Below are 23,477 nucleotides of genomic sequence, written 5' to 3'. Positions count from 1 at the left end.
ACGAAAACCTTCGTCGCATTCAGAGCTTAGACCCAGGTCCCCATCCTCCAAAGTCACGCTTTTTTACGTTTTGTTACCTTGATCCGGCCGCATTCGCGTCAGCACCCCGCCTCATTTTCCTACGCTCCGTTGCATTTCTGCAACTGCTTTGGCACGAATGCCATAGTGCAGTTTGCACCGCTTTCGCACCGCAAAATCTTTGATGAAAAATCAGTAACTTAGCTGCACTCGCGGCGACCACGAAAGGAAAAGCCCCGGCCAATGGCCAGGGCTCTCTTCGCATTCGTCCATCCGAAAACTGGTCAGTTGGCTTGCCGACGAAGGAAAGCCGGGATCTCCAGTTGATCGTCCTCTGCAGAATTATTCACAGGGGCCTGCCGACCGTGCATGTCCAAGCCTTGGGGCGCCTGCGGCGGCCGCCGAGCATAGTCGGAGACCGGATCGCGGCCATCCATCGGCCGCGCCGGCGGCCGCTGCGGCATCCGCTGCATCGGCTGCGGCGGTGCCATCGGATGCGGATCCTGACGCATCTGAGGCTCGTCGGACTCGGATTTCAGACCGAGGCCGGCCGAAGCGAGACGCTTCAAAAGCGACATGCGTTGCTTTTCGGGCTCTGGCGCCGCCAATTCCCCCCGCTGAGCCTGGATTTCGCGCTGCGCCTGCGGCGGCAATTCGTCAATCCGCGGCATACGAGGACGCTGAGGCACGCGCTCCGGATGCGGCGGAATGAAGTTGCCGAAGGTTTCCGACTGCGACGGGGGCGGCGGTGCGGACGGCTCGACGAACAGTGTCGGCTTGGGGGGCGTTGGGCGAATCGTGACGTCGTCGTCGAGCTCCGCATCCTGGAAGCCCATATCCTGGCCAAGCGCGGCGGCCACAGCCGCCGTGGCTGCGGCATCGATCGACGACACATTGTGCACGGCGGCCGGAGCCTGAACCGGCGCATGATGCGCTGGCGCCGCCGCGGCGATCGGCCTCGGCCGCTCGATCGGGCGCGGGGTTTCATGCACCACGCGCTTCACGGTCTCGACCGGGGGCTTCGCCGCCGCAGCCGGACGATCGACACCGGTTGCGACGACCGCAACGCGAATGATGCCCTCGAGGCTGTCGTCGAACGTCGCACCGACGATGATATTGGCGTCCTTGTCGACTTCCTCGCGGATACGGGTCGCCGCCTCGTCGACCTCATACAGCGTCAGGTCCTTGCCGCCGGTGATCGAAATCAGCAGGCCCTTGGCACCCTTCATCGTATTGTCGTCGATCAGCGGATTGGCGATCGCCGCTTCCGCCGCTGTGATGGCACGCTTCTCGCCGGAGGCTTCGCCGGTCCCCATCATCGCCTTGCCCATTTCGCGCATCACCGCGCGCACGTCGGCAAAGTCGAGATTGATCAGGCCTTCCTTCACCATCAAGTCGGTGACGCAGGCAACGCCGGAATACAGCACACGGTCCGCCATCGCGAACGCGTCGGCAAAGGTGGTCTTCTCGTTGGCGACCCGGAACAGGTTCTGATTCGGGATGATCAGCAGCGTGTCGACATTCTTCTGCAGTTCGGCGATGCCGGCTTCGGCATAGCGCATGCGCCGGTCGCCCTCGAACTGGAACGGCTTGGTCACGACGCCGACGGTCAGGATGCCCATGTCGCGCGCCACTTTGGCGATGACGGGTGCTGCGCCGGTGCCGGTGCCGCCGCCCATTCCGGCGGTGACGAACACCATGTGCGCACCGCTGAGATGATCCCGGACCTCGTCCATCACCTCTTCGGCCGCGGCCTTTCCGACTTCGGGCTGCGAGCCCGCACCGAGACCCTCGGTGACCTGGACGCCCATCTGGATCTTGCGCGGCGCCCGCGAGGAGGTCAGCGCCTGGGCGTCGGTATTGGCGACGACGAATTCGACGCCCTGGAGCCCGGCAGCGATCATGTTGTTGACCGCATTGCCGCCGGCGCCTCCGACCCCGAAAACGGTGATCCTGGGCCTCAGCTCGCGGATATCGGGAGCTGTGAGTGTCACTGTCATGGCTGCCTCTTCCATACGCGGGCGTGGATGATGTCCCCGCAAGGGCCGGTCCGCCGCCGGCCGTCCCGGAGATCCTGAATTGCTGCCATCAGAAGCTTTCCCGAAGCCATTGATGGACCTTGGTCAAATACCCGCCTGTCATCGCCTGCCGCGTTTTCCGCGGTTCGAAATGTTCGAGATGCGCCGCCTGCGGATAAACCAGAAGCCCCGCGGCGACTGCAAAGGCAGGCCCCTTGGCTGCATCCGGTAGTCCGGACAGACCGAGCGGCCTGCCCACGCGCACCTGCCTTCCAAGAATGCGCGAGGCAATGTCCGGCAAGCCGGCCAGCTGGCTCGCGCCACCGGTCAGAACCACAGTTCCCTGCGGCTCGGCAGCGAACGGAGACGTCGAAAGCCGATCGCGAATCATCTCCAGAATCTCTTCAACGCGCGGCCGGATGAAAGGCACCAGCGCAGCGCGGGAAACGACCTGCGGCGGCTCACGCGACTCCAAACCCACCGCGGGCACGGGAATCATATCGCGCTCGTCGCTCATTCCAGACACAACAGTGCCATAGAACGTCTTGATTCGCTCGGCATCTGCGACCCTCGCATTCAGTCCGCGCGCAAGATCCATGGTGACATGCGTGCCACCCACGGCGAACCCGTCGGCATGGACGAATCGCCCGCCGGAAAACACGGCGATGGTGGTGGTGCCGGCGCCCATATCGACCACCGCGGCCCCGAGATCGGCTTCGTCATCCGCCAAGGCCGATAATCCGGCCATGTACGGCGAGGCCACCATCGCCTCTATCGAGAGCTGACCGCGTTCGATCGCCAGCATCAGGTTGCGCGGCGCCGCCGCATCGGCGCAAACCACGTGCATGTCCAGACCGAATCGTCGCGCCAGCATGCCGCGCGGATCGCGAATGCCGTGCACGCCGTCTATGGCGTAGCCGAGCGGCAACGAATGCAGCACCACCCGCCCGTCACGGCCGGAATGCTGGCTTCCGGCCTGGAGCAGCCGGGCGATGTCGCCATCGCGGATCGAAGGCCCGACGACGTCCACCGACGCGGTGAAGCGCTCGCTGGAAAACCGGCCGGCCGATATCGAGACCGCGACCGATTCCAGATGCACGCCCGCCGCCTGCTCGGCGAGTTCGACCGCATGCCGGATCGCGTGATCCGCGGCCTCCAGATCGGCGACGCTGCCGGCCTTCATGCCGCGCGCCTCGGTATGGCCGAAGCCGATCACCTCGATCGAATGGCTCCTCCGCCGCAGCACATCGTTGCCGCCGCTCGGCTCCAGCCGCGCGATCATGCAGACAACCTTGCTGGTTCCGACATCGAGGGCCGCGACCAGCGCCGCGCGCTTGCGCGAAATCGGCTTCATCTTGGGCGCCACGCCGAATTGCAGGAGACTCATGCGTCGCCTCCCTTGCGCTTGCCGTTCTTGTCCTTCAGCGCCTCTGCGCGGGCGGCAGCGGCCTCGTCCGACAGCCGCACGGTGACGCGGTCACGGATGCGCAGATCGATCGCGGCGACGTCGCGGGACAAAAGCTTCTTGTCGCGATCGAGCGCGAGCAGCGACTCGATCGCTTCGGCCGGCTCGGCTTCCGGCAGCCGGATGTCGATGCCGTTCTTCAGCCGCAGGTTCCAGCGCCGCTCCGCCACCAGCACATAGGCGTAGACCTGGTCGCGCAGCTCGGGGTAGCCGTTCATCACCGTGAGAAAGTCGGCGGCCTTGGTCTGCGCGCCGTTACCGACGACCAGCGGCAGATGCGCGACATGCGGCGCCACGAACGGTTCGACCATGACGCCGTCACGCGAGATCACACCCACCCGGCCGTCCTTCTGCCACAGCGCAAAGGCGCGGCGCTCGGTGACGGCAATATGCAGGCGATCGGGAAACAGCTTCAGGATGGTGGCGTCGGCGATCCAGGCATTGGCCTTCAGCCGCGTCCGGGCCGCCTCGGCGTCGAGAAACAAAAGCGAGGCGCGGCCGGAAATGCTGGCGATATTGAGGATTTCTTCCCGGGTGAGTTGCTTTTCGCCGGTGAGGGCGATCGCGGAAATCTCGAAGCCGACGCTGTTTGCCGCTGCATCGCGAATTTCGGCCAGTTGCGCACCGATCGTCTCGGCGTGGCCGCCGCGGGCAACGCCATATCCAACGCTGGCGATGATGAAGGCAAATGCGGCAAGCGTTCCGGCGCCGCGCGGAAGCGTGCGTTCGAGTTTGGCCAGGAAACGCCGGCCGGGCCGCCCGCCGCGGCGGGCACTCGCCGTCCGCGTCACTGGTGCGAGACGCTGTCGTTCAGCCATTGAGAAACTCTTCAAACCCGATGCCGGCATGCGCCGGACTGGCGCGACTGCGCGACGGCCCGGTCATGCCCGCGATGGCACCGACTCGAAAACACGAAACCAACCTCCGTCCCCTCGCCGCCCCGTGGCGGCGAACCGTTGCGCGCCACGCCGCGACCGCCCGAAAGACAGCCTAGAACGCGTTACGCCAGTCGAGGTCAGTCTTCGGCTCGTTTAGTAAAGTTTTGGTAAAAGTTTAACGGATCGCGTTAAGGAACCTGTGGGTGGTGGGCGCGGATTCGAGGTGCAGAAACGAGCTGCGACCCTCGTTGAGCGCAGCACGCACGCCGAGCCAGTCGGTCCAATGTCTTTCATTCGCGCGGATCGCGTTGTAATCCTCGCTTGTACGCATGCGAAGCAGCGGCCCGGTATTGGCAGGGCCGTTTGGAAACCTGATGACCTTCCTCGACATTTCCTCTGACCTGAAGTCCCGCATGCCGGAATTGCGCGGGCGCCTGCTGGCCAACCAGCCGCTCGCCGAACTCACCTGGTTCCGTGTCGGCGGCCCGGCACAGGTGCTGTTCATGCCGGAGGACGAGACCGATCTTGCCTATTTTCTGAAGCACCTGCCGACCGAAATCCCCGTGATGGTCATCGGACTCGGCTCGAATCTGATCGTCCGCGACGCCGGCGTTCCGGGCGTGGTCATCCGGCTCGGTCGCGGCTTCAACGATGTGAAGGTGGAAGGCACGCGCATCCGCGCCGGCACCGCCGTACCTGATGTGAAAGTTGCGCGCGCAGCGCAGGAGGCCGGTATCGCGGGGCTATCTTTTCTGCGCGGGATCCCCGGCGGCATCGGCGGCGCGCTTCGCATGAATGGCGGCGCCTATGGTGGAGAAACGAAAGATGCACTGATCGAGGCACGGGGGGTCGACCGGCAGGGCAACATCAGCGTCTACAGCAATGCCGACATGCACTACACGTACCGACATTGCGGCGCGCCCGAAGACGTGATTTTCACGGAGGCGCTGTTCGAAGGCCAGCCTGGCGACCGGGCAACGATCGCCGCCGAAATGGAGAAAATCACCGAGTCGCGGGAGGCGACGCAACCGATCAAAAGCCGCACGGGCGGCTCGACCTTCAAGAATCCGCCCGGCAACAAGGCCTGGCAGTTGATTGATGCCGCTGGTTGCCGTGGACTGGCGGTCGGAGACGCGCAGGTGTCGGAATTGCATTGTAACTTTCTGATCAATCGCGGCAACGCGACCGCGGCCGATATCGAGACGCTCGGGGAGACCGTGCGCAGGCGGGTGAAGGAGAATTCGGGCGTGACACTCGAGTGGGAAATCAAGCGGATCGGAGTCGGCGCGTGACTGGCGGCCTTCCCATCATCGTCGTCGGCGGTGGACTGGGCGGCGCGATGACCGCACTGGCGCTTGGGCGCAAGGGCTTCGATGTTCTGCTGCTGGAGGAGGCCGAAGAGTTCGGCGTGATCGGATATGGCATCCAGCTCGGCCCCAATGTGTTCTGGATGCTTGATAGGCTCGGGGTTGCCGATGCGGTCCTCGCTGTTGCGCTACGGCCGAAATCGATGGTGATGTATGACTGGATCGATGGTGGCGTGATCGCACGGATACCTACCGGCGATTCTTTCCTGCGGCGCTTCAAGAAACCCTATGTCGTCATTCATCGCGTCGACCTGCACAAGGTGCTGCTCGATGCCTGCCGCGCCCTTCCCAACGTGCAGATGATCCCGAATACGCCAGTCAAATCGTTCGAGGACCTTGGCGATCGCGTGCGCGTCGACATTTCGGACGGCCGCCACTACGAAGGGGCAGCATTGATCGGCGCGGACGGCATCCGGTCGACCATCCGTCAGCAGATGACAGACGAAGGTCCTCCGCGCTCGCTGGGCTACGTCGCCCACCGCACCATCGTGCCGATGAGCGAGGTGAATTTCGACGTCGATACCGACAATGTGGTGATGTGGTCGGGCGATGGCTTCCATATCGTGCATTACCCGCTACGCGACCACAGTCTGTTCAATGTCGTGACCGTATTCAAGACACTGGATATGGCGCCGACCGACACCGACAGCCCGCATCCTGATCTCGCCCGCGTCTATCGCGACTCGCATCCGACCATGAAGAAACTCTGGGCGATGATGGACCTGTCCCGACGCGGCTGGGTCTCGGGCGATCGCGATCCGATCCGGCGCTGGAGCAGCGGCCGGGTCACGCTGCTCGGCGATGCCGCGCATCCGACGCTGCAGAGCCTGGCTCAGGGCGCCTGCATGGCGATCGAGGATGCGGTCTGCCTCGCTGAATTGCTCGACAGCACATCGGGCGACCGGGTCGAGGCTGCTTTCAAGCAATATGTCGATGCGCGATATCTGCGCACCGCCCGCGTCCAATACGAATCGCGTTATCTCTGGGACAATTGGTATCACGTCGGCGGGATCGAACGCGAAGTGATGCGCTCGACTTGGGAGAACAAGAGCGAGCAGGACATGTTCGATTGCGTCGCCTGGCTCTATGACGGGTTCCAGCTTCCCGCAAAGGCATGATGCCGAAAAGTTTGAAGCGGTTTTCGGACGACATCGTGCTTCTATTGAAACGAGAGACCGTATGACCAAGCATGTCGCATTCCTGATGGGTGGATGGTCGTCGGAACGCGAAGTATCGCTGAACTCCGGGAGGGCCTGCGCGGATGCCGCCGAGCGCGCCGGCTATCGCGTCACCCGCATCGACGTCGCGCGCGACATCGCGACCGTGCTCGACAAGCTCAAGCCGGATGTTGCTTTCAACATCCTGCACGGACGGCCGGGCGAGGACGGCACCATCCAGGGCGTGCTGGAAATCCTCGGCATTCCCTATACCCATTCCGGCGTGCAGGCCTCATCGCTGGCGATGAAAAAGGATGCGGCAAAGGTCATGCTTGCCGCCGGCGGCGTGCCGGTGCCGCAGGGCAAGGTGATCTCGCGGTTCGAGGCCGGCAAGGCGCATGCGCTGCCGCGTCCATATGTCATCAAGCCGATCGCGGAAGGGTCCAGCGTCGGCGTATTCATCGTCACCGACGCTCACGATCATCCGCCGCAGGAATTGTTTCGCGAGGACTGGGCGTTCGGCGAGGTCGTGCTGTGCGAGACCTATATCCCCGGCAAGGAACTGACCTGCGCGGTGGTGAAGGGCGAGGCCACCGCCGTGATCGAAATCGTGCCGAAGGTGAAGTTCTACGATTATGAGGCGAAATACGCGCCCGGCGGTTCGGAGCATGTGCTGCCGGCGGTGATCCCCGACGAGATCACGCGCGAAATCCAGCGGCTCACCGTGATGGCGCATGATGCGCTCGGCTGCCGCGGCGTGACCCGCGCGGATTTCCGCTGGGACGACACGCGCGGTGTCGACGGACTGGTGTGTCTCGAGGTCAATACCATTCCCGGCATGACCCAGACATCGCTGGTACCGGAACTGGCCGCCCATGCCGGAATGTCGTTCGAGCAGCTGGTGAGCTGGATGATCGAGGACGCGTCGCTGAACCGATAACTGCCGGCCCGCGAGCGATCAGCCCAGCGCCTGCAACTCGCCGGGCAGCGCATAGGCCCATTGCGTGATGTTTCCCGCGCCGAGGCACACCACCATGTCACCCGGCTGCGCAATGCCACGGATCATGGTGGCAAGCCGCTCCGAGCTTTCGAGTGCCGACACGTTGCGGTGGCCGCGCGCGCGAATGCCCATCACCAGATGATCGCGGTCGATATCCTTGATCGGCTGTTCGCCTGCCGAATACACATCGGCGACGATCACGGCGTCGGCATCGTTGAAGCAGGTGCAGAACTGCTCGAACAATTCCTTGAGGCGCGTATAGCGATGCGGCTGCACCACCGCGATGACGCGGCCCTCGTTCGACTCGCGGGCGGCACGCAGCACGGCCGAGATTTCAACCGGATGATGGCCGTAATCGTCGATGACGGTGACGCCGTTCCATTCACCGGTGCGGGTAAATCGGCGCTTCACACCACCGAATGAGGCGATGGCTTTGCGGATCTGTTCGTCCGGCACGAGCAGTTCATGCGCAACCGCGATAGCCGCGGTGGCATTGAGCGCGTTGTGGCGCCCCGGCATCGGTAACGTCAGTCCGTCGATCACATGCTCGGCCTGTGCGTCGCGGCCGCGGAACGCCACGGAGAAATGCGAGACGCCACCCTTGTAGTGGAGGCCGACAAGACGTGCATCGGCCTGCGGGTTCTCGCCATAGGTGATGATGCGCCGGTCCTCGATTCGGCCGACCAGCGTCTGCACCTGCGGATGGTCTGTGCACATCACGGCAAAGCCGTAGAACGGCACATTCTCGACAAACGCCTTGAACGCCTCCTTGACGGCCTCGAAGGTCTTGAAGTGATCGAGATGTTCGGGATCGACATTGGTGACGATCGCGACATCGGCCGGCAGCTTCAGGAAGGTGCCGTCGGATTCGTCGGCCTCCACCACCATCCACTCGCCCTCGCCGAGCCGCGCATTGGTTCCGTAGGCGTTGATGATGCCGCCGTTGATCACGGTCGGATCGAGCCCGCCGGCATCGAGCAGCGTTGCCACCATCGACGTCGTGGTGGTCTTGCCGTGAGTGCCGGCAATGGCCACCGCCGATTTCAACCGCATCAATTCGGCCAGCATCTCGGCACGACGCACGATCGGCAGCCGCTTTGCGCGCGCGGCGACCAGTTCCGGGTTATCGCGTTTGATCGCGGATGACACCACGACCACGCTCGCGCCGTCGACATTCTTCGCGTCATGACCGACGGTCACCTGGATGTTCTTCTCCCGCAAGCGCTTAACGTTGGCGCTCTCGGAGACATCGGAGCCGGTGACGGTGTAATCGAGATTGGCCAGCACCTCGGCAATGCCGCTCATGCCGATGCCTCCGATCCCCACGAAATGGATCGAACCAAGATCGCGCGGCAATTTCATGCATGGTCCCCGAGCATTGTTTTTGGCCACGTCACGGCCGAGCTTGTCCCGGCCATCACGTCTTAGCCCTAGACAAGAAAGACGTGGATGCCCGGCACAAGGTCGGGCATGACGGCGTATTCCACCTATGGCTAAGCCGCAACCTGGGCCACTCTCAGTACCAGATCGGCCAGCCGGTCGGCGGCGTCAAGCACCCCGATGCCTTTGGCCCGGGATGCCATGGTGGCAAGCTGGCCGGGATCGGCAGCCAGCGCGTCGATCTCGGAGGCCAGCCGGTCCGGCGTGAAATCCTTCTGCAGAATGCGGATCGCGCCGCCGGCCTTTTCCAGCACCAAGGCGTTGGCTGCCTGATCCTGATCCAGCGCGTGCGGCAGCGGCACGAGGATACCCGGCCGACCGATTGCCGACAGTTCCGCGACGGTCCCCGCGCCCGAACGTGACACCACGAGATGAGCGGCCGCCATCCGCGCCGGCAAATCGGTGAAGAAGGGCGCGATCTCATGGGCTACCTGCGCCCGCGTATAGATATCGCGCACCCGCGTCATATCCTCCTCGCGCACCTGCTGGACGATCTTCAGCCGCATCTGCAGATGCGGCGGCAGTTTCGCCACTGCCGGCGGCACGATATCGGCCATGATGCTGGCACCCTGGCTGCCCCCAAAGACGAGAATGTGGATTGGGCCGTTCGGCTCGATCGCCGGATAGGGCGTATCGGCCGCAGCGATCACCGCCGGACGCAGCGGATTGCCGATGCAGGTGGTCTTGATCTCCAGCGCCTTGTCCTTGTCGGTGACGCCTGCGAACCCGGTTGCGATCGCACTGACACGGGACGCCAGGAACCGATTGGCGCGGCCCATCACCGCGTTCTGCTCGTGCAGCAGGGTCGGGATTTTCATGATGCTCGCCATGAAGACCGGCGGCACCGAGGGATAGCCGCCGAAGCCGACCACGATCGACGGTCTGACCTTGCGCATCAACATCGCTGCCTTGCCGAGACCAACCGTCATCGTGACGGCGGTACGCAGGATAGATATTGGATCGCGTCCGCGCAGGGTGGCGCTCGGCACGACATGCAGCGACTTGAAATGGTCGCCGAACTTCGCCGCGCGATTATCGGTGGCGAGGACGGTACCGATGCCGCGCTTCGCCAACGCCGCGCTCAGAGATTCGGCTGGAAACAGATGTCCGCCGGTGCCCCCGGCGGCCACCATGACGAGAGGAGATGCGGGCGGGATGTTCTGGACGTCGGTCATGCCGCCACTTTAGAGGGCGTTTTGAGAATTCAGAAGCGCCGTCAGCGGATCGGATGGGTCAGGCGCGCGCCGGGCTGGTCGCGCCGAGCGCCTTCCCGCCAAGCGCATTCCCGCCATGCCGGCCGAACTGCTCGGCCTGCGGGCGCTCCCGGGTGAGCGCCAGCACCATCCCCATGCCATAGGCGAGCGAGAGCAGCGAGGAGCCGCCATAGGAGATGAACGGCAGTGTCATGCCCTTGGCCGGAATCAGGTGCAGATTGACAGACATATTGATGGCCGACTGGGTGCCGAACAGGATCGCGAGGCCGGCCGCGGCGTAGCGTGCGAACGGATCCTGCGCCGCCGCCGCGCGCGACAGCACCCGGATCACGATGAAGGCGAACAGCGCGACCACGATCAGGCAGAGCACGATGCCGAATTCTTCGGCCGCGACGGCGAAGATGAAATCGGCATGGCTGTCGGGCAGGATACGCTTCACCGTGCCCTCGCCCGGCCCCTGCCCAATCCACCCGCCGCGCAGGAAAGACTCCACCGCGTTGTCGACCTGGAAAGTATCGCCCGACGACGGGTCCATAAATCGCTTCAGGCGGCGCGCCACATGCGGCACCGTCATGTAGGCGGCGCCGAGACCCGCGACCGCGCCGCCGGCCAGTCCCGCGACCCAGATCAACCGCATGCCAGCCATGAAGAACAGCGAGCCCCAGACCATCGCGATCAGCATGGTCTGGCCGAAATCCGGCTGCATCATCAGAAGCGTGACCACCGCTCCGAGCAGCGCGAGGGCCAGCGTATTGGCGGGCATGTCGGGCTTGCGCGCGGATTCGGCGAACAGCCAGGCGATCAGGATCACGAAGGCGGGCTTGACGAATTCGGACGGCTGGATGTTGACGCCGAACAGGACGATCCAGCGCCGCGCGCCCTTGATCTCGGTGCCGAAAACTAGCGTTCCCGCCAGCATCACCATGCTGATAACAAACACGGCCAGCGCCAACCGCCGGATCTGATGCGGCGACAGCAGCGAGGTGCCGAGCATGATCGCGATCGCCGGCAGCAGGTACATAATCTGCCGGTTCACGAAATGAAACGGATCGAGCCCGAGCTTGCTGGCCACCGGTGAACTTGCCGCCAACAGGAGAATGATGCCGGCCAGCATCAATGCGCCCAGCGCGGCAAGCGTCAGCCGGTCAATCGTCCACCACCAGACCGCAAAAGGCGTCAGTCGCGTGCGCGAGATCATCAGGGCCCCCGAAGGATCAAAGTCCCCCGTCCGGGTTTAGGTTTGATTAATGAAGCGAGCGCGCCGCTTGTTGCTGTCGTCCCGCGAAGGCCGGGACCCATATTCCGGAGCCGTGGCTATGGATCCCCGCTTTCGCGGGGCGACCGAGAGAGAGTTGGAGATAGCTGACGGCTACAGCAGTCCCAGCACCACTTCGCGGAACCGGTCGCCCCGCACCTCGAAATTCGGGAACTGATCGAACGAGGCGCAGGCCGGCGACAGCAGCACAACGGCGGGTTTGCCGGCTTCGGCGGCATCGCGGGCGGCATGCTCCACCGCCACGTCGAGCGCATCGGAGATCTCGTACGGCGCCTTGCCATCGAGCGTGCGGGCGAAGTCCGGCGCTGCCTTGCCGATCAGATAGGCCTTGCGGATGCGCGGAAAGAATTCGGCGAGCCCTGCAATACCGCCCTCTTTCGGCAATCCGCCGGCAATCCAGTAGATGTTGTCGAACGAGGCCAGCGCCTTCGCCGCCGAGTCGGAGTTGGTGGCCTTTGAATCGTTGACGAACAGGACCGCACCTTTTCGGCCGACCTCCTCCATGCGATGCGCGAGACCGGGAAACGTGCGCAGACCCTCCTGCAAGGTCTTGTCGTCGACGCCCAGCGCCGAACACGCCGCGAAAGCGGCGACGGCATTCTGCATGTTGTGGCTGCCGCGCAGCGAACCGATGCCGGTCAGATCGGCGATGTCCTCGGCTTCGCTGGAGCCGGTCCGGTAGATGTTGCGTTCCCCCCCGACATAGCCATGCGGGATGATGCGATCGATCGATATCGGCACCACCGCGCGCTGCATGGCGGCGAGATTTTTTGCCATGCCGCGCCCGTAATCGTCGTCGACCCCGATGATGCGAACCTTCGCGCGACCGAGAATACGGCTCTTTACCGCCGCATAATGCTCGATGGTGCCGTGCCGGTCGATGTGGTCCGGGGTGACGTTGAGCATGATGCCGATGGCCGGATCGATCGAAGGCGCGAGGTCGATCTGGTAGGAGGAGCACTCGATCACGTAGTGACGCGCGGCAGTGAGCGGTTCGAGTTGCAGCACCGGCACACCGATATTCCCGCCCATCTGTACGTCGCGGCCAGCATGCAGCAGCAGATGCGCGATCAGCGCGGTGGTCGTGGATTTGCCGTTAGTACCGGTGATGGCGACGAACGGCGCATCGGGCGCTTGTTTGCGCCGCTCGCGGCAGAACAACTCGACATCGCCGATGATCTCGACGCCGGCCGCAGTCGCAAGCTTCGCCGACCAGTGCGGTTCCGGATGCGTGAACGGCACACCGGGAGTCAGGATCAGCGCAGCAACTTTGGACCAGTCGATGTCGTGCAAGTCGCCGGTGCCGACCTTCGCCTCCGCCGCCTTCGCAACCTTCTTCGCATCGTCGTCGAAGGCGATCACGGTCGCGCCGCCCTCGATCAGCGCGTGGCAGGTGGTAAGCCCGGACCCGCCAAGACCGAATACGGCAACGGTCTTGCCCGCGAAGGTGGTGACCGGGATCATCGCAGTTTCAGCGTCGACAGCCCGATCAGCGCCAGCATGATCGAGATGATCCAGAACCGGATCACGATCTGCGGCTCGGTCCAGCCCTTCTGCTCGTAATGGTGATGGATCGGCGCCATCCGGAACACGCGCTTGCCGAACAGCCGGAACGAGACCACCTGCACGATGACCGATACTGCCTCCAGCACAAACAACCCGCCGATGATCGCAAGAGCAATCTCGTGCTTGGTCGCGACCGCGATGGTGCCGATCAAGCCACCCAGCGCGAGCGAGCCGGTATCGCCCATGAAGATCGAGGCAGGAGGGGCATTGTACCAGAGAAAGCCGATGCCGGCTCCGATCACGGCGCCACACAGCACCGCCAGTTCGCCGGTGCCGGCGACATAATGGATCTGCAGGTAATCGGCGAACAGCGCGTTGCCGGCCAGGTAGGAAATCAGCCCGAAACTGAGCGCAGCAATGATCACCGGCACGATCGCGAGGCCATCGAGGCCGTCAGTAAGATTCACAGCATTGCCGGCGCCGACGATGATGAAGGCACCGAACACAACGAAGAACCAGCCGAGATCGACGATCAGGTCCTTGAAGAAAGGGAACGCCAGCGATGTCGCAAAAGCCGGCCGGCCAAGCTGCGCGATCGCAAGGCAGGCGAGGAGTGCGACGATCGTTTCGGCGGTCAGACGCAGCTTGCCCGAGAAAGCCGTATAGGCCTGCTGCTTCGTCACCTTCAGGTAGTCGTCGTAAAAGCCGATCATGCCGAATGCGACCGTGACGCCGATCACGACCCAGACATACGGGTTGTAGACATTGGCCCACAATATCGTCGACACCGTCACCGCGAAGATGATCATCAGCCCGCCCATGGTCGGCGTGCCGATCTTGCTCTTCAGATGCGATTGCGGACCGTCCTCGCGGATCGGTTGTCCCCTGCCCTGCGCGGCGCGCAGCCAGTCGATGATCGGCGAACCGGCGAGGAACATGAACAGGGCGGCGGTCATCAACGCGCCGCCGGTCCGGAACGAAATGTAGCGGAAAATATTCAGTGCCGGAAACGATTCGGAATAGTCGGCAAGCCAAGTGAGCATGCGGCAATCAACCTTGCGCTGCATCCATCGCGTCACGGTGCGCAAACCTGCGCTGAAGCGCTTTCACGATGGGTGTCATTCTCGAGCCGTTGGAGCCCTTGATCATGATGACATCGCCGCTCGATACCGCTTCGAGAACCCGCGGTTCCAGGGCGCCGGAGTCATTGGCATAGCCGCCCCGGCGATTGGAGGGAAGCGCCTCCCACAGATTTCGCATGCCCGGTCCAGCGCAAAATACCAGATCGACCCCATGATCCACAATCGGCTGCGCCAATACGGCATGCAGTTCAGCCGACCGCTCACCGAGTTCGAGCATGTCGCCCAGCACGGCGATCCGCCGTCCGCTCGAACCCGGTTCGGCCTGCCCGAGCAGCGCAAGGGCGGCGACCATAGAGACGGGATTGGCGTTGTAGCTCTCGTCGATCAGGAGCGCGTGACCACCGGGCATATCGAGCCTGATGCGGGTGCCGCGTCCGCTCGCCGGCTGCAGATCGGAGAGCGCGAGCGCCGAGACGGCCAGATCCGCACCGGCAATTTTCGCTGCAGCCAGTACGGCAAGCGAATTCATGACGAGATGCTTTCCCGGCGCGCCGAGCTTGTAGGTCACGTCATCGCCGAGAATGCTCGCCTGCACGGTGGACGTGTCGGCTTGCAGCATGCATTTGATCAGTCGCGCGTGGGCGCCGGATTCTTCGCCAAACCCCACCACCCGTGATACCCGCGCATCGAGCGCACGGTCACACAGCCGGTTGTACTGGTCGTTGTCGCGGTTGAGGATGGCGACCCCGTTCTCGACCAGCCCCCCGAAGATTTCGGCCTTGGCATCCGCGATGCCGTCGATGGATTCGAAGAACTCGATATGCACCGGCGCGATGGTGGTGATGATCGCGATATCGGGCTGCACCAGGCGCGACAGCGGGCCGATCTCGCCTGCGTGATTCATGCCGAGTTCGAACACGGCAAAATTCGCGTCCGCTGGGCAGCGCGACAATGACAGCGGCACGCCCCAGTGATTGTTGTAAGACGCTGCCGATGCGTGCGTCTTTCCCTGGCGCGACAACACGAGGCGCAGCGCTTCCTTAGTCGAGGTCTTGCCGACCGAGCCGGTCACCGCAATGACCTTGCCGGCAAAGCGCGCGCGCGCTGCGCGTGCAAGATCGCGCAAGCCCTCCAGTACATCGTCGACCACCAGCAGCGGCGCGTCGGCCGCAAACGCATCGCGCTTGGCCGCCGAAACAACCGCAAGGCCGGCGCCCGCTTGAAGAGCCGCATCAACAAAATCGTGACCGTCGCGGTTATCGCCGGCGATTGCAAAGAATGCATCGCCCGCTCCCAGCGTGCGACTGTCGATCGAAATGCCGCCGATCGATGCGGGCAGCGGTCCCTGGCGCCGCGCTTGCATCGCGGATGCCATCGCATCGAGAGCCCACAGGGCCTGCACGCTCATGTTGTCGTCCCCCGCCCGAAGTGTCATCGCCAGACGAAACTGACGTCATTCCTTCCGCGTCATCAACGCCGCCGCGACCGCATCGTGGTCGCTGAACGGCAATACCCGGTCGCCAATGATCTGGCCACTCTCGTGGCCCTTGCCGGCGATCACCAGCACGTCACCGCTCTGGAGTTCCGTAATCGCACTGCGGATGGCCTCGTTGCGGTCGGCAATTTCGATGGCACCGGGCGAGGCTTTGATGATTTCAGCGCGAATTGCGGCTGGATCCTCGTTACGCGGATTGTCGTCGGTGACGATCACACGATCGGCCTTTTCGGCGGCGATGGCCCCCATCATCGGACGCTTGCCGGCATCGCGGTTGCCGCCGCAGCCAAACACCACGAACAGCCGCCCCGTCACATAGGGGCGCAACGCCTCGAGCGTCTTGGCCAGCGCATCCGGCTTGTGCGCGTAATCCACAAAGATAGGCGCCGTACCCTTTCGGCCGACGAATTCCAGCCGGCCTTTAGCGCCTTCAAGGTCTTCCATGGCTTCGAACACGGCGTCCGGCGGCGTCCCGGTGACAATGGCAAGGCCCGCCGCAACCAGCGCATTCTCGATCTGGAATTCGCCGACCAAAGGCAGATGCAGTTCGTGCCGCCGCTGGTCGAATTGCAGCGTGATCTTCTGCGCATAGCCGTCGACTTTGCTTTTCACGACATGCAGATCGTCGCCGTCTCGACCGACCGTGAATACCCGCAAGCCGCGACGGGATGCAGCCTCGATCACGCGCCGCGCCTCGGCATGATCGGCGGACACCACCGCGGCGCCGTCCGGTGCGATCAGCTCCTCGAACAGGCGGAGCTTGGCGCGCAAATACGACTCGAGATCGGGATGGTAATCGAGATGATCGCGGCTGAGATTAGTAAAGCCGCCGGCCGCCACGCGAACGCCGTCGAGCCGGTATTGATCAAGCCCGTGCGAGGAGGCCTCCATCGCCAGATGGGTAACGCCTTCGCCCGCAAGTTGGTCGAGCGTGCGATGCAAGGCCACTGGATCGGGGGTCGTCAGCGACCCGTAGGTCTCGCCCGCCGGCGACACCACGCCGATGGTGCCGATACTGGCGGCCGCGCAACCGGCACTCTCCCAGATCTGCCGGGTGAACGCGGCCACCGACGTCTTGCCGCTGGTGCCGGTGATTGCAGCGATTGTCGCCGGCTGACGCGGATACAATTTAGCCGCCGCCAGCGAGAGAGCCCGGCGTGCATTGGGAACCGCAATCACGGGGATCGCGGCTGTGGCATCGCCGCGTTCGGCCAGGATGGCGGCAGCTCCGGCATTCACCGCATCCCCCGCAAAGCGCAGGCCATCGGCCTTGGCGCCTGAAATCGCCACGAACAGGTCGCCGGGCTTGACCGCGCGGCTATCGGCAGTGACGCCGCCGATGTCGATGGCGCCGGTTGCGGGATCGATGGTGGCGAGGCCGGAGAGGATGTCGGAGAGCTTCATCGCGGCGATGTTTCACGCCCCGGGCGGTGGGGCAAGGGGCCAGCAGAAAGAAATAAAGACGCCCTCTTCATGCCGGCATCAAGGTCTTGCCATGAAAGCGTGGATCGTCCGCCGGCCGTCATGGCGCGGCGAAGTTTCCTACCGCGCCCGGGCAGAGGCGGTCGCGGCCAGGATCTGCCGGTCCGCCGTGGGCAGGTCGAAACGCGGCGCGATTCCCAGCATCGGCGCAATCTTGGCGATAACCTTTCCAGTGGTCGGCGCGGCGTTCCACCCCGACGTGGCGTAGCCCTTGGTTTCCGCCGAGGGCTGCGGCTCATCCAGCATGATCAGGATGAGATAGCGCGGCTTGTCGGCCGGCAACACCGCGGTGAAACTCGTCAATAGCTTGGTCTTGGAATAGCGTCCGTTGATCACCTTCTCGGACGTGCCGGTTTTGCCGCCGACATAAAAGCCCTTTACTTCGGCCTTCTTTGCCGATCCGACCTCGGCGTTGAGCCGCATCAGGTAACGCATGCGCTCCGACGTCTCGGGCTTGATCACATGGCGCGCGAGCTTGTTCGCCTCCTCCTCGCTCCGTTTGAGGAAGGTCGGCGGGATCAGCTTTCCGCCGTTCATCAATGCGGAAATGCCCATCACAGCCTGCAGCGGTGCCACCGACAGGCCGTGGCCGAAAGCGATGGTGACGGTGTTGATCTCGCCCCAGCGTTTCGGCACCAGCGGTTCGGCGCTTTCCGGAATTTCGGTGCGCAGCCGGTCGAGCTGACCCATCTTCTTGAGATACGCCTTGTGATGCTCGACGCCGAGCCCGAGCGCCATTCGCGCGGTGCCGATATTCGAGGAATAAGTAAACACTTCGGGCAGCGACAATACGCGGCGCTGAGCGTGAAAATCATTGATCCGGAAGCGCCCATACTGGAGCGGCGCCCGCGCATCGAGCGCCGAGCCGAGCGTGTATTTGCCGGAATCGAGCGCCATCGCCAGCGTCAACGCCTTAAAGGTCGAACCCATTTCATAGACGCCGGTGGTCAGCCGGTTGATGCGGTCCTTGTCCAGCGCTTCGCGCGGATCGTTCGGATCGTAATCGGGCACCGAGACCATTGAAATGATCTCGCCGGTATTGACGTCGGTGACCAGGCCGGCCGCCGCCTTGGCCTTGTACTTCTCACGCGCGGCGAGCAGTTCGGTACGCACGGCATGCTGCACGCGCAGGTCGACGGCGAGTTCCACCGGCTTCTGCTGGCGGTCATTGGCGAAGCCAAGCGAATGCAGGTCAGCGAGACCGCTGCGGTCGAGCCATTTCTCGATCCCAGCGATGCCTTGGTTGTCGATATTCACATGGCCGATCACATGCGACACCGACGCGCCGTTTGGATAGACCCGCTTGTTCTCGGATCGGAAACCGATGCCGGGAATGCCCAGCCGGTGAATTTGCTCGCGCTGCGCCTTGGTGATTTCACGCTTCAACCAGACGAAGCCCTTCTTCGATGACAGCCGTTCTCGCAATTCGGTCGCGTCCATGTCTGGCATGGTGGCGGTCAGCAATTCCACCGCCTCGTCGACATCGATGATTCTGCGCGGCTCGCCAAAGAGCGAGGGCATGCGCACATCGGTTGCCAGAACTTCGCCGTTACGGTCGAGAATATCGGGCCGCGCGGTGGCAACGATATCGCCGCCGCTGCGTCGCCCGCTCTGCCCGTCCGAGGTCGAGGCGAGATAGACCAGCCGCCCCGAAATCACCATATACACACAGGCGAAGGCGACAATGACCAGTCCCACCCGGGCGCGGCTTTTGACCTCGCGATCGACATTCTGGCCGTAGAGCAGCCGCTGCATCAGCGGCTTTTTCGGTGCGGGAGCCGGAGCTGTTTGCGTCATTGGCCGCCCCGTTCGGTGATAGAGCCGGTCGGAACAGCGTCGCTCTCGCCGATCAGGGCGGCGATCGGATCGAAGGGCACTTCCGGTTCCGGTTTTTTCCGCTCCGGCAGGTTGGCCAGATCGTCGATCTGAGACGCTTCGAGCGGCTTCAGTTGCAGATGGCGCTGTGCGATGTCCTCGATGCGGCTCGGCGAAACGAGTTTCGCCCAGTCCGCACGCAATGCCGCGATCGCATCTCGCTCTCGCCTGATCTCGCCACGCAGCTTCGACAGCTGTTCGGCCTGCATGGTGGCCTCGAACTTGATGTCATAGACATAGCCCGCGGCCAGGATCAGCGCGACGATCACGAACAGATGCAGGATGCGCATGGTCATCGTCCCCGCATCGCCTCCGCAAGCGTGGGAATGCCGCGCACCATGTCGTCGGCCTCTGCATCACGCGCTGGCACATCGTTGCGCCGCGCTGCGCGCAGCTTGGCGGATCGTGCACGCGGATTGTCACTGATTTCCTGATCGCCTGCGACGACTGGCTTCCTTGTCAAAAGTGTGAAGGTTGGCTGCGGGCCCTCCGCCAAGGGGGCATGACGCGAACCGGCCACCATGCGGGTGCGGTCGGCGAAGAAAGACTTGACGATACGATCCTCCAGCGAATGGAACGATACCACCACCAGATTGCCGCCGGACTTGAGAATGCGTTCGGCCGCGGAGAGCGCGCCCGCGAGTTCGGCCAGTTCCTCGTTCACGAAAATGCGCAAAGCCTGAAAGGTGCGCGTGGCTGGATGAATCTGCCCTGGGCGCGCGTGAACGATGCGCTCGACGATCGCGGATAGCTGCCGGGTGGTGAGGATCGGCGCTTCCTCGCGCGCTCGAACGATCGCGCGGGCGATCGGCCGGGCGAACCGTTCTTCACCGAGCCGCGCGATAATGGCTGTGAGATTGCGCTCGGTCGCGACCGCGATCAGGTCGGCGGCACTCGGCCCGCTGCCGCCCATGCGCATATCGAGCGGACCCTCCTGACGGAACGAAAAGCCCCGCCCGGCCTCGTCGAGTTGCATCGACGACACGCCGACATCGAGAACCACACCGTCTACGGTGTCCTGACCAGCGCGCTGCGCCACGACATCGAGATTGGAAAAGCGATCCTCGACCAGCGTCAGGCGGCCGCCCGCGGCTGCAACGAGATCGGCGCCGCGTACAATCGCGCTCGGGTCGCGATCGATGCCGATCACCTTGCAATTGGCCGCATCCAGGATTGCGCGGGTATAGCCACCGGCGCCGAAGGTGCCGTCGATATAAACGCCGCCATCGCGGGGACCGAGATACTGGACCACTTCTGCGGCGAGCACGGGAATGTGCCGGACCAGTCCGCCATCGACGGCGTTTCCGCCGTCGCGGTCGGTCATCATTCCCGTGCCCCTTGCGGGTTCGCCGCACGCTCGGAGCCGAGCCGCTTCTTCAGCGCGCGCATCTTCCCGGTGGCCTCGGAAAGGCGTGTGCTGAAACGGTCCGGCGCCCAGATCTGGAATTTGTGGCCGAGCCCCACGAACGCGACCGCGTCCATGATCCCGGCATGGTCCTTGAGCTGATCGGAGAGGGTCACCCGGCCCTCGCCATCCATCTTCAAAATCTCGCTGGTGGCGTAGAGCGCGGTTGCGAATTGCTCGCGCTCCTCCGAAAACGGCGGAAACCGTTCCATCAGCGCCTCGATTTCCGTCATCAGGCTGCGTCCGCCCGCTTCCACCGCCGGCTGGTCGAGCGCGGGGTAGCAGAACAGACCCTCGCCGCCCTCTCGGGCCAGCACAGCGCGAAAGGATGCCGGCACCGAAACACGCCCCTTGGCGTCCAGCCGCAAAATGAAATGGGAAAAGAATCTGTCCACCGACGGTTCCAGTGTCCGCACTGCCGGACCACCCGTGCGGCCCGCAGCGCCTGTATGGGACGATTTGGGCTATCATGGGACACAATGGGCGTCAATGGAACCGGGATGGCGCGTCGCGAACCCCATTGAGCCTGCTTAACCTTAAGGAAGGTTAAAGCCGGGCGGACAAAAGCGTGCTGCCGGAGTTCGGTTCCGCAACGATATTCATGTGCCGGCGTTCCGGGGTCCGCCCGTTCAATGTCGCCTGCGCAGAGGCGTAAACAAAATTTTCGGAACGTCACCAGCGTCCATGCGTTCTTTTGGCAGTGCGGCTCGCGCCATGCGTTCAAGACCTGCGCAAGCCATTCACGCACACAAGTTTCAACCACAAAGGAGCAACACATGCTGCACAAGCTCATGATGACCACCGCCTTGACCGGCCTGATGATCGGCGGCGCGATGGCGCAGAACCCGACCACACAGCCGACGACTCCGACGCAGCCGCAGGCGGCACAGCCGGCGATGCCCGGTGTGAAAGCCGCCGAGCGCGCCGCGGACTCGAGCCCATCAATGCCTGCGGGTGATGCCAAGTTCATCAACGCGCAGGGTACCGATCAGTGGCTGTCGTCCAACTTCATTGGCGTTGACGTCGTTGGGCCCGATAATGAGAAGATCGGCGATATCACCGATATTCTGTTCGAGAAGAACGGCAATGTCGTCGGCTACGTGGTCGGCGTCGGCGGCTTCCTCGGCATCGGCGCCAAGAACGTGGCGCTGGCACCGACCTCGTTCGAGGTCGTAGCCGATACGGACCGCGCAACCACGGGATCCGCTGCGACCGCGGCGCGCGCCGACGATGTCAAGCTCAAGCTGAACATGACCAAGGATCAGCTCCAGCAGGCAGCCTCGTTCGAATCGAAGCGCGAGCAGGATTCCAAGGCGCGTGCGGCGTCGCAGCCAGCACCAGGCGGAATGAATAACCGCCCGGCGACTCAGCGCTAACAGCGGCATATTCAGCAGATTACGGCGGCCGGTCGATCCCTCGACCGGCCGCTTTTTGCGTGGCCCGTCCGCGGCAATCCAAGCTGATTTGCGTCGCTCGCAGGCGAACCGTTACAACGTCCTGAGCAACAGGGAATTCTGGACGCCGCAATGACTGCATTCGAACCGGACACCATGCTCGTAGACCGCGTGGTGCCCTCCCCTAACCATGGCGAGCGCGCCGGCAACCGTCTGCCGGACATGATCCTGTTGCACTATACCGGCATGCCGGACGCCGATAAGGCGCTGGAGCGACTTTGTTCGCCCGACAGCGAAGTGTCCTGCCATTACTTCATCACCGAAGACGGCCGTATCATCCAGTGCGTCCCGGAGGCGCGCCGCGCCTGGCATGCGGGCGAAGCGAGTTGGGCCGGCGAGACCGATATCAACTCGTGTTCGATCGGCGTTGAGATTGCCAATCCCGGTCATGATCACGGATATCCGGACTTTCCGAAACGGCAGATTGCGGCTGTCGCCGCGTTGTGTCGCGCCATCATGCGTCATCGCTATATCCGGCCCGAACGCGTGTTGGCGCATTCCGACGTCGCGCCCTCGCGCAAGTGCGATCCTGGTGAGAAATTTCCCTGGATGATCCTTCACCGCGCCGGGATCGGCCAATGGGCAAAGCCTGCCCCCATCGTGCCGGGACCGAGTTTCGAGTTCGGCGATTCAGGGGACGCGATCAAGAGTTTCCAGACGGTGCTTCGCGACTACGGCTATGGCATCCAGGCCGACGGCTATTTCGACCAGAATACCCGTGACGTGGTGGCCGCTTTCCAGCGGCACTTCCGCCCGGCCCTGATCGACGGCAAGCTCGATTCGTCTACATTGCTCACCCTGCGCGCCCTGATCGAAGCCTCGCGCTTCGGCCGCGCCTCCCATGCGAACCCGGCGGCGGACACGCAAACAGAACCGCAGACTTGACGTCGCGCGGTTTCGTCCCCATCCCATCGGTTGTCAGTCGACTGGACGGCCGCTCCGCCATTGTCCCGAAAGGGCGGCGGGGAGGAAAGTCCGGGCTCCACGGACGAACGGTGCCGGATAACGTCCGGCGGGGGCGACCCCAGGGAAAGTGCCACAGAAAAGCAGACCGCCGGCTTTTCGTCCCGCTTGCGGGGCAGCGAAGCCGGCAAGGGTGAAACGGTGCGGTAAGAGCGCACCGCGTCTCCGGCGACGGAGACGGCACGGCAAACCCCACCGGGAGCAAAACCGAATAGGAGCGGTGCGGAGCCAAGTCTCCGGGTTCGTCCGAACCAGCCGCTCGGGTAGGTTGCTTGAGGCGCCGGGTAACCGGCGTCCCAGATGAATGGCCGTCACGTCCGTCGCCTCGGCGGCGGGCCATACAGAACCCGGCTTACAGGTCGGCTGATGCGTATGATGAGGG

Annotated in this window: 19 protein-coding genes and 1 other RNA gene; 6 read left to right on the top strand and 14 right to left on the bottom strand. The window is 63.8% G+C overall.

The annotated features are described in order from the left end of the window. Nucleotides 1-302 precede the first annotated feature (302 nt). The 3 genes from ftsZ to AC5I5I_RS20535 form a co-directional block, all read right to left on the bottom strand. Nucleotides 303-2,018 (bottom strand): cell division protein FtsZ, encoded by a 1,716-nt coding sequence (gene ftsZ / locus AC5I5I_RS20545; RefSeq protein ID WP_495976099.1) that lies wholly within the window; start codon nucleotides 2,016-2,018, stop codon nucleotides 303-305. An 88-nt stretch (nucleotides 2,019-2,106) separates the two neighbouring features. Beyond that, nucleotides 2,107-3,423: a cell division protein FtsA gene (gene ftsA, locus AC5I5I_RS20540; RefSeq protein ID WP_495976097.1), complete on the bottom strand. Its 1,317-nt coding sequence runs from the start codon at nucleotides 3,421-3,423 to the stop codon at nucleotides 2,107-2,109. After that, nucleotides 3,420-4,319: a cell division protein FtsQ/DivIB gene (locus tag AC5I5I_RS20535; protein ID WP_495976095.1), complete on the bottom strand. Its 900-nt coding sequence runs from the start codon at nucleotides 4,317-4,319 to the stop codon at nucleotides 3,420-3,422. The genes ftsA and AC5I5I_RS20535 overlap by 4 nt, the downstream gene beginning before the upstream one ends. Nucleotides 4,320-4,753: 434 nt before the next feature. Here AC5I5I_RS20535 and murB point away from each other — a divergent pair, with 434 nt between their 5' ends. The 3 genes from murB to AC5I5I_RS20520 all read left to right on the top strand — a co-directional run bounded on the left by murB (nucleotide 4,754) and on the right by AC5I5I_RS20520 (nucleotide 7,843). Continuing rightward, the gene (gene murB / locus AC5I5I_RS20530; RefSeq protein ID WP_495976093.1) at nucleotides 4,754-5,671 is read left to right on the top strand and encodes a UDP-N-acetylmuramate dehydrogenase; all 918 of its coding nucleotides are present in this window, start codon (nucleotides 4,754-4,756) and stop codon (nucleotides 5,669-5,671) included. Further along, nucleotides 5,668-6,864, top strand: a complete 1,197-nt coding sequence (locus AC5I5I_RS20525) for an FAD-dependent monooxygenase (protein WP_495976092.1) — start codon at nucleotides 5,668-5,670, stop codon at nucleotides 6,862-6,864. Before murB ends, AC5I5I_RS20525 begins: the two co-directional genes overlap by 4 nt. 61 nt (nucleotides 6,865-6,925) lie before the next feature. Then, the gene (locus AC5I5I_RS20520) at nucleotides 6,926-7,843 is read left to right on the top strand and encodes a D-alanine--D-alanine ligase (protein WP_495976090.1); all 918 of its coding nucleotides are present in this window, start codon (nucleotides 6,926-6,928) and stop codon (nucleotides 7,841-7,843) included. An 18-nt stretch (nucleotides 7,844-7,861) separates the two neighbouring features. Here the strand turns inward: AC5I5I_RS20520 and murC are convergent, their stop codons facing one another. From murC to AC5I5I_RS20465, 11 genes are all read right to left on the bottom strand, one after another. Then, nucleotides 7,862-9,265 (bottom strand): UDP-N-acetylmuramate--L-alanine ligase, encoded by a 1,404-nt coding sequence (gene murC, locus AC5I5I_RS20515; RefSeq protein WP_495758386.1) that lies wholly within the window; start codon nucleotides 9,263-9,265, stop codon nucleotides 7,862-7,864. A 131-nt stretch (nucleotides 9,266-9,396) separates the two neighbouring features. Beyond that, a complete protein-coding gene (gene murG / locus AC5I5I_RS20510; RefSeq protein WP_495976088.1) occupies nucleotides 9,397-10,518 on the bottom strand; it encodes an undecaprenyldiphospho-muramoylpentapeptide beta-N-acetylglucosaminyltransferase in 1,122 nt (373 codons plus the stop codon). 58 nt (nucleotides 10,519-10,576) lie between these two features. Then, nucleotides 10,577-11,755: a putative lipid II flippase FtsW gene (ftsW, locus tag AC5I5I_RS20505; RefSeq protein WP_495976086.1), complete on the bottom strand. Its 1,179-nt coding sequence runs from the start codon at nucleotides 11,753-11,755 to the stop codon at nucleotides 10,577-10,579. Between the two features lie 171 nt (nucleotides 11,756-11,926). Beyond that, on the bottom strand, nucleotides 11,927-13,297 hold the full coding sequence (gene murD, locus AC5I5I_RS20500; RefSeq protein WP_495976084.1) for a UDP-N-acetylmuramoyl-L-alanine--D-glutamate ligase: 1,371 nt from the start codon (nucleotides 13,295-13,297) through the stop codon (nucleotides 11,927-11,929). Next, nucleotides 13,294-14,382 (bottom strand): phospho-N-acetylmuramoyl-pentapeptide-transferase, encoded by a 1,089-nt coding sequence (gene mraY / locus AC5I5I_RS20495; protein WP_495976310.1) that lies wholly within the window; start codon nucleotides 14,380-14,382, stop codon nucleotides 13,294-13,296. Before mraY ends, murD begins: the two co-directional genes overlap by 4 nt. 7 nt (nucleotides 14,383-14,389) lie before the next feature. Beyond that, nucleotides 14,390-15,829 carry a UDP-N-acetylmuramoylalanyl-D-glutamyl-2,6-diaminopimelate--D-alanyl-D-alanine ligase gene (locus tag AC5I5I_RS20490; protein WP_495976082.1) on the bottom strand — a complete coding sequence of 480 codons (1,440 nt, stop codon included), beginning with the start codon at nucleotides 15,827-15,829 and terminating at the stop codon, nucleotides 14,390-14,392. A 45-nt stretch (nucleotides 15,830-15,874) separates the two neighbouring features. Further along, the gene (locus tag AC5I5I_RS20485) at nucleotides 15,875-17,320 is read right to left on the bottom strand and encodes a UDP-N-acetylmuramoyl-L-alanyl-D-glutamate--2,6-diaminopimelate ligase (RefSeq protein ID WP_495976080.1); all 1,446 of its coding nucleotides are present in this window, start codon (nucleotides 17,318-17,320) and stop codon (nucleotides 15,875-15,877) included. Between the two features lie 138 nt (nucleotides 17,321-17,458). Further along, nucleotides 17,459-19,195 carry a peptidoglycan D,D-transpeptidase FtsI family protein gene (locus AC5I5I_RS20480; protein ID WP_495976078.1) on the bottom strand — a complete coding sequence of 579 codons (1,737 nt, stop codon included), beginning with the start codon at nucleotides 19,193-19,195 and terminating at the stop codon, nucleotides 17,459-17,461. Beyond that, nucleotides 19,192-19,563 carry a cell division protein FtsL gene (gene ftsL, locus AC5I5I_RS20475; protein ID WP_495976076.1) on the bottom strand — a complete coding sequence of 124 codons (372 nt, stop codon included), beginning with the start codon at nucleotides 19,561-19,563 and terminating at the stop codon, nucleotides 19,192-19,194. Before ftsL ends, AC5I5I_RS20480 begins: the two co-directional genes overlap by 4 nt. Before the next feature lie 2 nt (nucleotides 19,564-19,565). After that, nucleotides 19,566-20,597 (bottom strand): 16S rRNA (cytosine(1402)-N(4))-methyltransferase RsmH, encoded by a 1,032-nt coding sequence (rsmH, locus tag AC5I5I_RS20470; RefSeq protein WP_495976074.1) that lies wholly within the window; start codon nucleotides 20,595-20,597, stop codon nucleotides 19,566-19,568. Continuing rightward, nucleotides 20,597-21,073: a division/cell wall cluster transcriptional repressor MraZ gene (locus AC5I5I_RS20465; protein WP_495976072.1), complete on the bottom strand. Its 477-nt coding sequence runs from the start codon at nucleotides 21,071-21,073 to the stop codon at nucleotides 20,597-20,599. The genes rsmH and AC5I5I_RS20465 overlap by 1 nt, the downstream gene beginning before the upstream one ends. Nucleotides 21,074-21,310: 237 nt before the next feature. Here AC5I5I_RS20465 and AC5I5I_RS20460 point away from each other — a divergent pair, with 237 nt between their 5' ends. From AC5I5I_RS20460 to rnpB, 3 genes are all read left to right on the top strand, one after another. After that, nucleotides 21,311-22,054 carry a PRC-barrel domain-containing protein gene (locus tag AC5I5I_RS20460; protein WP_495976071.1) on the top strand — a complete coding sequence of 248 codons (744 nt, stop codon included), beginning with the start codon at nucleotides 21,311-21,313 and terminating at the stop codon, nucleotides 22,052-22,054. Between the two features lie 150 nt (nucleotides 22,055-22,204). Continuing rightward, nucleotides 22,205-23,017 (top strand): N-acetylmuramoyl-L-alanine amidase, encoded by an 813-nt coding sequence (locus tag AC5I5I_RS20455; protein WP_495976069.1) that lies wholly within the window; start codon nucleotides 22,205-22,207, stop codon nucleotides 23,015-23,017. 33 nt (nucleotides 23,018-23,050) lie between these two features. Continuing rightward, nucleotides 23,051-23,466: RNase P RNA component class A (gene rnpB / locus AC5I5I_RS20450), an RNA gene on the top strand. The last annotated feature ends 11 nt before the right edge of the window (nucleotides 23,467-23,477 follow it).

The sequence above is a fragment of the Pseudorhodoplanes sp. genome, assembly GCF_059499825.1.
The sequence above is the reverse complement of the archived record's forward strand: the minus strand, read 5'-3'. Positions and strand labels throughout refer to the sequence as shown.